The sequence below is a fragment of the uncultured Microbacterium sp. genome, from assembly GCF_963521645.1.
Lineage (GTDB): Bacteria > Actinomycetota > Actinomycetes > Actinomycetales > Microbacteriaceae > Microbacterium.
In genome coordinates this window covers 1-11,433 of record NZ_CAUQVQ010000004.1, presented here as the reverse complement: position 1 = coordinate 11,433, position 11,433 = coordinate 1, and the positions used below count along the sequence as shown (strand labels likewise).

Genomic DNA, 11,433 nt, shown 5'->3' with positions numbered 1-11,433 from the left:
ACGCGGCGGTCGCCACCGGCATCCGCCGTCTCTCAGCGGATACGCAGTCTTGCGCGGATCAGGCCGCGTCGGGGTCGAACGGCGAATCGAGCGACTGCGTGAGTTCGGCGAGCATCGCCTCGATCTGCGGTTCGACGTGCTGCGAGATCGCCGCCTGGATGTGCAGACGGTGGCGCAGCAGGATGCCGCAGATCTCGCGGCCCACGAGATTGGCGTACTCGTCGGCGAGCCCGACCTCCTGCCGCAGCGCGCTCTTCTCCTCGTCGCTCAGCGGAGGCAGCGGCGGCAGCTCGGCGGCGGCATCGTCGGCGAGTCCGGCGATCGTGAACAGGAAAGGCGCCCCCGGCACCGGATCCGGGTCGAGCGGCAGACCGTCGAACTCGGGATCGAGATCTTCCGACGGTCGGTACGCACGCGCGCGGTTGCGGGCCGCCTGCTGGTCGAGCTCGCGCTGCAGCACCGGCAGATTCCGCTCGGTGTACTCGGCGACCGCGTGATCGACGATCGTCTTGATCCGCGTCGACAGGCCATGCTGCACCCCGTGCGGGGTGTTGCCCGCGATGCCGGCGGCTGACAGGATCGGCGAACCGAGGCAGCGGCGGCAGGGCGCGACACGTCCCCGATGGGTGGCCGGCTCCCAGCGCGGCACCCAGCGCAGCCAGGCCTGAACGGCCTGGTCGACCTGCGTCTCCAGAGAGCGCTCCACACGTAGAGCGTACGACGATCGTGCCCGCTGCACCGCGATTGGCGGGGCAGAATTCTCCGGACTACTCGTCGTCGTCCTTCTCCCACGGCCACCGCGGGTGGCTCGCGCGCGTGCGGCGCAGCGCGATGCCGCTCCACGCGGCCACCGCCGCCACGAGAAGGATCACGAGGCTCGGACCGCGGCTCACGAGCTCGCCGGCGACCACCGTCGCGATCACGACGTCACCGCTGCCCACCAGCACGCCGATCCACACGGCCACCAGGTGCGCGAGCCCGACGCCCACCGCGATGCCGGGCACGGAGAGGAACGACGGGTGCGAGCGACGGAGCGCGATCCACAGCCCGACGGCGAAGGTCAGAACCGCGACGAGCATCCCGCCCGCCCCCGGAAGCGGGCCGAGTCCCTCGACGGCGATGATGTCGGTGTCGGTCGCGACGGTCAGCGCACCGAGACCGAAGACCGCCAGCGCGAAGAAGCCGATCGTCGCGAGCACCACCGCCAGGACAGCCGAAACCCCCGCGGACTCGGGCCCGCGGGGGTTCGGCGATGACATGTTCGTGACTACCTCGACAGCGTCGGGCCGGCTTCGAGCGTGCGCTCGTACTCGCGCTGCGCTTCGGCGTTGAGCTCCGTCTTGCGAGCGCCGCTGCGTGCGACCCAGGCTCCGAACCAGATCGTGAGCTCGCGGGCGAAGATGAACGCCGCGATGGCCAGCGGCGCGAGCAGCTGGGATCCGACGAGCTCGTTGCCCTCGCGAGCGCTGAGCTGCCAGAACGGGGCCTGGAACAGCTGGCCGAGGATGTGACCGCCGTAGGCGAACGCACCCACGATGATCCCGAAGACCACCCACAGTCCCCAGCGACCGCGGTTGATGAACGCGCCGAGAAGCCAGAAACCGAGGAAGAACACGACGACCGGAACCCAGAACGCCCAGGTCGTCAGCGGGGCGAGGGCGGCATCCGCGATGTTCGCGCCGGTCACGTCGCCCTCGAAGGCGCCGACACCGAGGTTCGCGGCGAGGTAGAGCACCGCGAACGCGAGGGTGGCCAGAAGACCGATCACGCCGGCCGTGCCGCGGTTGCCGCGCTCGCGCGGCGGCTCGGGAGCCTGCACGAAGATGGGCTGCTGCACCGGAGCGATGACCGTGTCGGCCGGAGCGGACTCCGACGGCACGGGCTCGGACGGGACGATGCGAGTGTCGGCACGCGTGTCTGCGGCGGATGCACCGGCATAGGCGGCGCCGGCCATGGCCGACTCCTCGTGCACGGTGCTGCGCGCCGCGGGCGGCTCGGGCGCCGTGAACGCGCTCGTCGAGGCCGCATCCGTCGTGCGGGGATCGTGAGCGGCGTCGGCCTTCGCGGCATCCGGGTCCGCGTCCAGGAACGCGGGGTCGTTCAGCTCCGGCGTCGCGAACGTGCCGGGGTGATCGCGCTCCGCAGCCTCGAAGGCTGCGAGATCGGGGTCGACCGCAGGGTCGGCGGGCGTGGTCGCGGCGTCGGCCGCGGTGGTCTCGTCCGGCGTGGCGGCGACGTCTGCACGCGCGGCCTCAGCGGCTTCGAGGCCAGCGTTCGCGCTGACGACGACGTCATCGACGTCCTTCGGCCGCTCGGGCTGGGGAACCTCGGGGTCACTCATGGGGTGCGCCTCTCATCGGGTGTGTGCTCTGCGAGATTACCGCCGCGCACCCGTGGCCGAACGCAGGCATGCCGACGTGTCGCCATACCGCGTGATCACGCGGGAGGCGCCCCGGTGACGATCAGGGGAACAGCGTGCGCAGAGTGTCGCCGACGAATGCCTCGAGCGTCGGGAACATCGGGATGGCGAACCAGACGAGTGCCACGACGACCCCCGTGCAGAACACACCGGCGATCCAGCTCATCGCCGCGTTCCGTCCGCCGATCCGTGCCATGACACAACCGTAGATCCGAGCTCTCGCGAAGACCGCTCGAAACGCCGTGACGGCGCGCCGGCTCAGCCCTTCGTGGCGCCGGCCGTGAGCCCGCCGACGATGTAGCGCTGGAGGAACAGGAACAGGATCATCACGGGGATCGCCGCCATGACGGCTCCGGCCGAGAACGCCGACCAGTCCGCGTACCGCGGGTTCGCGACGAGCTTGGTGAGCCCCACCACCAGGGTCTGCTGCTCGACGTCGACGAGCATGACGCTCGCGATCACGTACTCGTTCACCGTGCCGATGAACGACAGCAGGGCGACGACGGCGAGGATCGGCGCGACCAGAGGGAGGATCATCGTGAAGAAGATGCGGGCGTGTCCCGCCCCGTCGATGCGGGCCGCCTCGTCGAGCTCCATCGGGAGCGTGTTGAAGAAGCCGTACATGAGGTAGGTGTTCACGCCGAGCGCGCCGCCGAGGTACACCAGGATGAGGCCTGTGTGGGTGTTGAGGCCGATCGCCGGGAACCAGTCCCCCAGCGTGGTCATCAGGAGGAAGATCGCGACGACCGCGAGCAGCTGCGGGAACATCTGCACCACGACGATCGTGACGAGCCCGATGCGGCGTCCGGCGAAGCGCATGCGCGAGAAGGCATATGCCGCGAGGGCGCCGATGAAGACGGTCACGGCGCCGGTCACCACCGCGATCAGCAGCGTGTTGAGGAACCAGAGTCCGTAGGGGTTCTGGGGGTCGCTGAGGATGCGCGCATAGCTGTCGAAGCCGAAAGCGGAGAACAGCTGGTTGGATCCGGTCAGCGTGCCGTTCGGGTTGAGCGACGCCGACACGACGTAGAGCAGGGGGAACAGCGCGAAGGCGCTCACGACGATGGCCACGACGTGACGCCATCCGGTGTCGGCGAACCAGGCTCCGAAGCCACGGCGTCGACCACGCGGCACGCGGCCGGGTGCGATCGTGACGGATGCGGCGGTGCTGAGGTCGGTGGTGCTCATGTCAGTTCAGCTCCTCGAGGGCCTTGGTCTTGCGGAAGCTGATGATCGAGATCGTCGCCACCACGATGAAGATCAGGATCGTGAAGGCGGATGCCAGGCCGTAGTCGCGGGACTGGCCCGTGAACGCGACCTTGTAGACCATCGAGATCAGGATGTCGGTGTGCCCGACCGGGATGCTCACGTCGTCGAAGCGCGGTCCGCCCTTGGTGAGCATGTAGATCAGGTTGAAGTTGTTGAAGTTGAACGCGAACGACGAGATCAGCAGCGGGGCGACCGTCACGAGCAGCAACGGGAGCTTGATGCGGCGGAAGATCTGCCAGGGATTCGCGCCGTCCATCACGGCCGCCTCGTTCACATCCTCCGGGATGCCCTGCAGCGCCCCCATGCAGACGAGGAACATGTAGGGGAATCCGAGCCACAGGTTCACCAGCAGCACCGAGACCTTGGCGAGCGTCGGATCCGTCAGCCACGGGATGTCCGCTCCCCCGAAGATCACCTGGTTGATGAAGCCGAAGCTCTCGTTCATCATTCCGGCCCACACGAGGGCTGACAGGAAGGCCGGGAACGCGTAGGGCAGGATCAGGATGATCCGATAGCCGTTGCGGAAGCGCATCCGGGTGTTGTTGAAGACCAGCGCGAGCAGGAGTCCGAGGAAGAACGTCGTCGCGACGGAGAGCAGGGCGAAGACGAAGGTCCAGATCGTCACCGAGATGAGCGGACCGCGGATGTTCTCGTCGCTCACGGCGCGGATGAAGTTGTCGAAGCCGACGGTCGTCTGCCACCCCGGCATCAGGGTCGCGCCGTCGTCTGCGGTGAACGCCCCTTCTCCCGTGTCGGAGTAGACGGTGCCTGTCGTCGTGTCGGTGATGGTGTCGGCGTCCGCGTCGTACTCGAGAGTCGACACGTACAGGTAGCCGCTCTGGCCGTCGGGCGCGCGGAGGCTGCCGTCGTTGGGGTCGTCGCTGAAGGGCACCGAGAGCGCCTCGAGCTCTTCCGAGAGCGTGAACACGGTGGCGAGAGGGAGCGTGGTCCAGCCGTCGACGCCGACCGCTCTGCCGCCCTCGAAGTCCGCGTCGACCTCCTGCAGCGGCTGCTCGCTCGTGCCGAGCAGCGCGTCGCCCGAGTCGGGGTCGGTCACGAGGAGGCCGTAGGTGCCGAACTGCTCGACCACCGTGACGGGGTAGGTGGCGGAGTCCTCGACGCGCTGCTGCGCCGAGGCCAGCAGCGAGGAGATCGCCTGGTCCTTCGTGCCGTTGTGCCCTGTGCCGTAGTTCGTGAAGCCGATGTAGCCGGTGTACAGGAGCGTGAAGACCTGGAAGATCACCAGGAAGATGATGCCGGGAGTCAGGTACTTCGCCGGGATGCGCTTGCGTGAGAAGTAGATGTAGTTGACGAGGACGGTGACGGCGACGACGAGCCCGAGGATCAGCCACTCCTGCTGACCGAACAGGACGAACGCCGCGTAGAGCGCGATCGCGTCGACGACGGCGAGCAGCAGGATCTTCAGGAGCATCCAGCCGATCGGTCCCGAGGCCGCTTCTGCGATCCTCGCCGCCTGACGCTGGCGCTTGTTCAGTGGAGCCGTGGGCTCAGCAGTTTCGGTCATGTCGTCCCCGTCGTGGATCTGCCGGGGCGGACCTGGTCCGCCCCGGCAGGGATCGTGCTGGCGTTACTTGATGGCGGCGGTCACGTCGTCGACGAGCTTCTGCCACGTCGTCGTCGGGTCGGAGCCGTTGATGACCGCGGCCTCGGCCACGCCCCAGAACTCCCAGACCGAACCCATCGCCGGGATCGCGGGCATCGGAACCGCATCCGCACCGACGGCCTGGAAGCCGGCGATGATCTCGTCGGAGGCCGCGGTGTCGGCGGCGGCCGTCAGAGCGGGGAGGACGTTGCCCGCCTCGAACAGCGCGAGCTGCACCTCTTCGGTGCCGATGTAGTTGACGAGGAAGTCGTTCGCGGCGACCTTGTTCTTCGACTCCGAGCTCACGAAGAAGCCCTTGACGCCGGCGAACGGCGACGCGGTCTCGCCCGTGGGGCTGGGGATCGGGTCGATCGCGACGTTGATGCCGGCGTCGGTGGCCGCGCCGACGTTCCACGGGCCGGTCAGCCAGAAGGCCGCGGTGCCGTCGAGGAACTGCTGCTTGGCGATCTCGCCGTCGATGTCGGTGTTCAGCGTGCCCGCGGCGCCCTGGGCGGCGAGCCAGTCGGCGAACGCGAACCCGCCCTCGCTGCCGAGCTGCAGGTCGGAGGAGTCATAGCTGCCGGACTCGTCGGTGCCGAAGACCGGGGCGCCGAACGCCGTCTGGAACGGGTACAGGTGGTACGGGTTGCCCTCCGTGCCCTGCTCGACCACGAACGTGCCCTTCGAGACCATGTCGTCGAAGCTCGTGGGAGCCGCCGGCACCAGATCGGCGTTGCGCAGCACGGCGATGTTCTCGACCGCGTAGGGGAGCATGTAGACCGTGCCGTCGTAGGTCGCAGCCTGGAGCGCGACGGGCAGATAGTCGGTCGAGGAGTCGCCGAGCTCGAGCGGGGCGACGACGCCGTTGGTCGACAGCTCGCCGAGCCAGTCGTGCGCGCCCATCACGACATCCGGGCCCTTGCCGGTCGGAACCTGCTGGATGAAGTCGTCCTTCATGTCGTCGACCGACTTGCCGACGAGCTCGACGGCCACGCCGGTCTTCTCCTCGTACGAATCGGCCGCACCCCGCAGCGCGTCCACGCGCTCCGCGTCGACCCAGACCGTCAGCGTGCTGCCGCTGTCGCTCTCTACCGCCTCGTCGCCTGCACCGCCGGTCGAGCAACCGGCAAGCGTAAGAGTCGAAACGATGGCGATGGCGCCGGCGGCGACGATGCCCCTCTTGTTCACCTTCATTGGTGTGTGCCTCTCTGAGTGCTGATGACCTGCACGAAACTGCAAGCGCTTACAGTATGCACAATTTTCGATTCGATTCGCAATGAATCCGGGCGTCGATACCAATCCGTGACCGGGTCGAAGAGGTCGGCGAGTCATGGAAACGCTTCCACATCAGCGCGGAATCACCCATGTCGATAGAATTTCGCCATGGCTGACAGTTCCTTTGACATCGTCTCGAAAGTGGATCACCAGGAGGCCGAGAACGCCCTCAACCAGGCCCGCAAGGAGATCGAGCAGCGCTACGACTTCAAGGGCACCGGCGCCTCGATCGCGTGGAGCGGCGAGTCCATCCTGATCATCGCCGGCACGGAAGAGCGTGCGAAGGCGGTGCTCGACGTGTTCCAGAGCAAGCTGATCAAGCGCGGCATCTCGCTGAAGAGCCTCGAGTCGGGCGAGCCGTTCGCGAGCGGCAAGGAGTTCCGCATCGTCTCGACGCTCAAGGACGGCATCTCCTCGGAGAACGCGAAGAAGATCAACAAGATCATCCGCGACGAGGGGCCGAAGGGCGTGAAGAGCCAGATCCAGGGCGACGAGCTGCGTGTGCAGTCCAAGAGCCGTGACGACCTGCAGTCGGTCATCGCCCTCCTCAAGGGCGCCGACCTCGACCTCGACCTGCAGTTCATCAACTACCGCTGACCCGTGCGCGACGAAGGGGGCGGATGCGCGGCATCCGCCCCCTTCGTCGTCTTCAGTATCGCGGCGCGCGATCATCACGCGCGGGGTTGTGGGTCTTGCCGACGCTCTCCCCAGAATCTCACCAGCAAGACCCGCAAGTAGGCCGTCACCCCAGAGACGTGCGATCGGTCACCCGCACCGGATGCGCACCGACAACCTACTTGTATTCCAGTATACAAGTGAGGTCTCAGCCGTCGTCAAGAGGTATCACTCACGAGCCCGAACTCGATCGCGGGCTACTGATCACGGGTCGACGTGATCCTCGTCGGTGACGAGCCGGAAGTCGGCCGCGGCGTGAACGGCCGCTTTCGCCGCGTCGAGATCCCGCGCGCGCAGCGCATCCACGAGTGCGACCTGCGCCTCGCCGAGCAGGTTCGCATCCACCCACCGGGGCATGGACAGGCCTCCCAGCCGGATCATGTGCACCGTGCGCGCGATGCTCCTCACGAGGATTGGATTGGTCGATCTGGTGACGAGGACTGCGAACAGGTCGTAGTTCGCCTGCGCCGCACTGTCCGCGTCTCCGCGCCGCGCCGCCTCTCGGAACTCCTCGATACTCGCGTGCATGAGCTCCAGGTCGGCGGCGTCGATGAGACCGACCGTCTCGTCGACTGCGACCATCATGAGCGCCTCCCACACGACGAGGGCGTGCCGGATCGTCTGCTCGGAGACCAGCACGACCCGAGAGGTCCGACCGGCGGACGCCTCGACCAACCCGAGCTCCCTGAGCCGCTGGATCGCTTCTCGCGCCGGGGTGCGGGAGACGCCGTACTTCTGGGCGATGTCGTTCTCGCTGACCGGGTCACCGGGCGCGATCTCTCCCGCATAGATCGAGGCGAGCACGTCTTCGAACACCTGGAACGCGGAACTGTTCGCGAGTTCGCCGGACGGCAGTGCCAAGAGAGCTCTTCGCCTTTTGTCCACGAGCCCACGCTAGCGGACACGAGACTTCTCCAGCACGAAGGCGGACCCGACAGGCGGAGCGGGTCGGCGCGGGAGCGTCGAGACGATGGAACCCCTCCCCCGGCGGATCCCATTCCGATATATGAGCGCGCGTGGCAGAGACTGGAGACTGCCGCATCCCGATGCGGCACACGATGCGTCGGTGCATGACGCGCTGCCGAACCACGGTCCGCGTGTGCGGCTCGAGGTTCCCGCCTTGTGGGGACTGGGCGCGGTGCAGCTCCGTGCACGACATCGTCTGTGGCCGGCGGACGTCCCACGCCCGCCGGCCACAGAATCCCCGTCACCGAGATCCCACGAGGACGCACCTCGGGCGGGCCTCCGGACGTCGACGGAAATGCACCTGTGGATTATTGGCATCGCGACCGAGTTCGTGATGTAGTGAGCGTCCGAGCACATCATGGGGGGCTCGGATATGGGAATGCAACTGGGGGCAATCCATGGTCAGCAACAGCTCGATGACGAGTATCCGAGAGAGCAAGCAACTACTGGCGGAGGAGGTCTTCCAGCACATAGGCGCGAAGATCGTGGACGGAGCTCTGGAACCCGGGCACCGCATCCGCGATGTCGATGTCGCCGAAGAACTGCACGTGTCGCGCACGCCCGTGCGCGAGGCGCTGCAGCGGCTCGAGCGTCTCGGACTCGTCACGATGTACCCGAGCAGATACACCGAGGTCACCACCGTCACACCCGAGGTGGTCGAGCAGACGCTGGAGTTCGCCGGGTACCAGGCGGGTGTCGCCGCCCGCATGGGCATCGCCCGCATGTCGCCGCACGAGCGCGAAGAGCTGGCCGACCTCGTCGACGGCATGTGCGCCGCGATAGACGACGCGGAGCAGCTGTCGGAGGCGCGCTGGGCGGTCTTCTCGTACCTCAGCGACCGCAGCCGCAACATCCAGCACCAGGTGCTGATCAACGACGCGAGCATGGCGCTCTTCCGCAACCTGCGATCGTGGACGCTTCCCGAGGGCGATCGGGAGCGGATGCTGCGGATCTACCGCGACTTCCGCGAGGCCGCGCTGCGCGGAGACGCCGACGACTCCGAACGCCTCGCTCGCGCCATGTACTACGTGTGACGCGACTCAGCCCGCGGCCGACCATCCTCTGACCCACCGGTCGAGGCGACGATACGCTTCCTCTCTCGCCTCGTGGCGAGAGAGGAAGACGTCGTGCAGGGCGCCGTCGATCCGCTCGACCGTCACGGAGGCACCGAGCTTCAGCGCGGCGCGCGCGATGTCGTCGACGACGAGGACCGAGTCGGCGCGGGTGAGGTCCTCCGACCACCGTGTGGGAGTCGCCGACCGTGCCGAGAGCAGCACGCACACCGGTGCATCGATCGCGAGCCCCGCCGCCACGGCCGCGTGCCCTGTCAGCACGGCATGGAACCACCCCGCGTGCACGGCCATGGTCTGCGCGGGACGCCACGCGAGGTTGATGTCGACCGGATCGTCGGGGTCCGCCACCTCCTGCTGCGCTCGGGTGTAGAAACCGAGATCGACCTGCGGCGCCACCTCTCGCGGGGCCCATCTCGCCTGAAGCTCTGCGACCGGTGCGATCAGCGGCCTCGCCGACGCGACCTGGAACTCCAGCCACGGACTGTTCAGGATCACCGCGTCCGCAGTGCCGGGGTGTCTCGAGGCCCACAGGCTCAGCGTCAGACCGCCCGTCGAGTGACCGAGAAGCACCAGACGGCGTGTCGACGCGATCCCCTCCGTCCCGCGCCCCATGGCCTCCAGCGCCGCTGCGATGTCCTCGTCATAGGTCGTGAGGGACGTGACGTAGCCCGGCGTCTGAGCGTCGCGCAGACTGCGGCCGTACTTGCGCAGATCGAGCGCGAAGAACCGCGCGCCCCGCGCCGTCCAGAACCGTGCCAGGCGCTTCTGGAAGAAGTAGTCGGACCACCCGTGCACGTAGAGCACGTCCACATCGTCGAGCGGGCCACGACGTGCGCGCAGGACATCCCACCAGCTCTGCTCGTGGGGCAGCGCGCGTACGAGTGTGGCGAAGACCGGGCCCTCGTCATCCTCGCCGAGGTCGAGTGTCAGCTGCTCGAACTCATCCGCGAGGACATCGGGTTTCCAGTCAGCCATGCCGCCAGGCTAGCCCACGCGGTTCGCGCTACTGCGGGGCGGGCTGCCCCACCGTGAGAGCGCGCGCCACCGACTCCGCCATCGGCGTGGGGTCCGGAGCACCGGAGCCGTCGTCGAACGTGACGAGCCGCACCCAGTCCGCTCCGATCCGCACGTCGAGGATGCTCTCCCCGTATGGACCGACGCTCGTCTTCGCCGCATCCGCCCCCTCGACCGTCGCCTCAGCCCCCGCCTGCTCCTCGAACGCCCACGCACCGCCGGGAAGGGCGGTCATCTGGAGGTATGTGGGTCCTTCGTACTCGCTCGCCGAGGTTCGGAACAGGCAGATCCGGGCGCCGTTGGCGACCTCGTAGACCTCTGCCGGAATGCCCCACCCGCCGAAGTCGGTGTAGAGCAGCGCATCCGACACGCCGAGCTGCTCGTTCACCTGGTCGACGGTGATGAGCCGCTCGCACGGCGCTCCGACGATGTCGCTGTCGATGCGCTCCGCATCGCGCACGGTCGCTGCCGCGTCGGAGGCCAGCCTGCGCATGGCCGCCTCCATCGCGGCCGTCGCATCCGGCCCGATGCCGGGTTCGAACACCGTGGCCGAGAGCAGCACGTCGCCCTCGGGCACCTCGAACGTGCACATGCCGTCGGCGCAGTCGGCCTGCTCTCCCCAGTACCCCTGACGCTCGGTCGCGCCGTCGATGACGCTCAGGGCGTCGGGCACGATCGTGACCTCCCACCTACGGTCGATGCCGGACTCGGCGGAGCAGGCGATGCCACCCACCTGCTGGAACATGTGCTGCGCGGGCCCCGGGATCCACCCCATGGTCGACACCGTGGACAGCACGGGCTCCACCGGTGTCGACGGCTCGCCGACGAGCTGCGCCATCTCCGCCGCGACATCGTCGCACGTCACGTCGAACGCCGGCTCGGGTGTCGCGATCGGCTCGGGCGTCGGAGACGAGGTGGGCGTGGGCGTTGCGGTGGCCGACACGGACGGGCTCGGTGACGGCGTAGGGGCCGCTGAGCATCCGGACACCAGCAGAAGGGCGACGATGCCTGTCACCGTCAGAGAACGCAGACGCATGCGCTCAGCCTAAAGACGTGGGCCCCCCCCCCAAAGGGGGGGGCCCCACCAAACAGGGAAGGTGACACCGCACCCGAGAACCCCCCCCAAACCAAGCGGGGCA

Annotated in this window: 12 protein-coding genes; 2 read left to right on the top strand and 10 right to left on the bottom strand. The window is 67.9% G+C overall.

The features are described 5' to 3' along the window. Positions 1–58: 58 nt before the first annotated feature. The 7 genes from RWO82_RS02050 to RWO82_RS02020 all read right to left on the bottom strand — a co-directional run bounded on the left by RWO82_RS02050 (position 59) and on the right by RWO82_RS02020 (position 6,485). Positions 59–706 carry a spermidine/putrescine ABC transporter substrate-binding protein gene (locus RWO82_RS02050; RefSeq protein WP_314422615.1) on the bottom strand — a complete coding sequence of 216 codons (648 nt, stop codon included), beginning with the start codon at positions 704–706 and terminating at the stop codon, positions 59–61. Positions 707–767: 61 nt separating this feature from the next. Beyond that, a complete protein-coding gene (locus tag RWO82_RS02045; protein ID WP_314422612.1) occupies positions 768–1,259 on the bottom strand; it encodes a hypothetical protein in 492 nt (163 codons plus the stop codon). Positions 1,260–1,267: 8 nt separating this feature from the next. Further along, positions 1,268–2,341 carry an ABC transporter gene (locus RWO82_RS02040; RefSeq protein ID WP_314422611.1) on the bottom strand — a complete coding sequence of 358 codons (1,074 nt, stop codon included), beginning with the start codon at positions 2,339–2,341 and terminating at the stop codon, positions 1,268–1,270. A gap of 121 nt (positions 2,342–2,462) precedes the next feature. Beyond that, entirely contained in the window at positions 2,463–2,615 is a 153-nt protein-coding gene (locus RWO82_RS02035; RefSeq protein ID WP_314422609.1) for a hypothetical protein, read from the bottom strand. 62 nt (positions 2,616–2,677) lie between these two features. Then, the gene (locus RWO82_RS02030; protein ID WP_314422606.1) at positions 2,678–3,607 is read right to left on the bottom strand and encodes a sugar ABC transporter permease; all 930 of its coding nucleotides are present in this window, start codon (positions 3,605–3,607) and stop codon (positions 2,678–2,680) included. A gap of 1 nt (position 3,608) precedes the next feature. Beyond that, the gene (locus RWO82_RS02025; RefSeq protein WP_314422603.1) at positions 3,609–5,213 is read right to left on the bottom strand and encodes an ABC transporter permease subunit; all 1,605 of its coding nucleotides are present in this window, start codon (positions 5,211–5,213) and stop codon (positions 3,609–3,611) included. 63 nt (positions 5,214–5,276) lie between these two features. Then, positions 5,277–6,485: a maltose ABC transporter substrate-binding protein gene (locus RWO82_RS02020; RefSeq protein ID WP_314422601.1), complete on the bottom strand. Its 1,209-nt coding sequence runs from the start codon at positions 6,483–6,485 to the stop codon at positions 5,277–5,279. A 189-nt stretch (positions 6,486–6,674) separates the two neighbouring features. Here RWO82_RS02020 and RWO82_RS02015 point away from each other — a divergent pair, with 189 nt between their 5' ends. Further along, positions 6,675–7,163, top strand: a complete 489-nt coding sequence (locus RWO82_RS02015) for a YajQ family cyclic di-GMP-binding protein (protein ID WP_314422599.1) — start codon at positions 6,675–6,677, stop codon at positions 7,161–7,163. Between the two features lie 282 nt (positions 7,164–7,445). Here RWO82_RS02015 and RWO82_RS02010 read toward each other — a convergent pair whose 3' ends face one another. Beyond that, entirely contained in the window at positions 7,446–8,102 is a 657-nt protein-coding gene (locus RWO82_RS02010) for a GntR family transcriptional regulator (RefSeq protein WP_314422597.1), read from the bottom strand. A 521-nt stretch (positions 8,103–8,623) separates the two neighbouring features. Here RWO82_RS02010 and RWO82_RS02005 point away from each other — a divergent pair. Continuing rightward, the gene (locus tag RWO82_RS02005) at positions 8,624–9,241 is read left to right on the top strand and encodes a GntR family transcriptional regulator (RefSeq protein ID WP_314422595.1); all 618 of its coding nucleotides are present in this window, start codon (positions 8,624–8,626) and stop codon (positions 9,239–9,241) included. A 6-nt stretch (positions 9,242–9,247) separates the two neighbouring features. Here the strand turns inward: RWO82_RS02005 and RWO82_RS02000 are convergent, their stop codons facing one another. Then, on the bottom strand, positions 9,248–10,255 hold the full coding sequence (locus tag RWO82_RS02000; RefSeq protein ID WP_314422592.1) for an alpha/beta hydrolase: 1,008 nt from the start codon (positions 10,253–10,255) through the stop codon (positions 9,248–9,250). Positions 10,256–10,283: 28 nt separating this feature from the next. Continuing rightward, positions 10,284–11,330 carry a hypothetical protein gene (locus RWO82_RS01995; protein ID WP_314422589.1) on the bottom strand — a complete coding sequence of 349 codons (1,047 nt, stop codon included), beginning with the start codon at positions 11,328–11,330 and terminating at the stop codon, positions 10,284–10,286. Between the last annotated feature and the right edge of the window lie 103 nt (positions 11,331–11,433).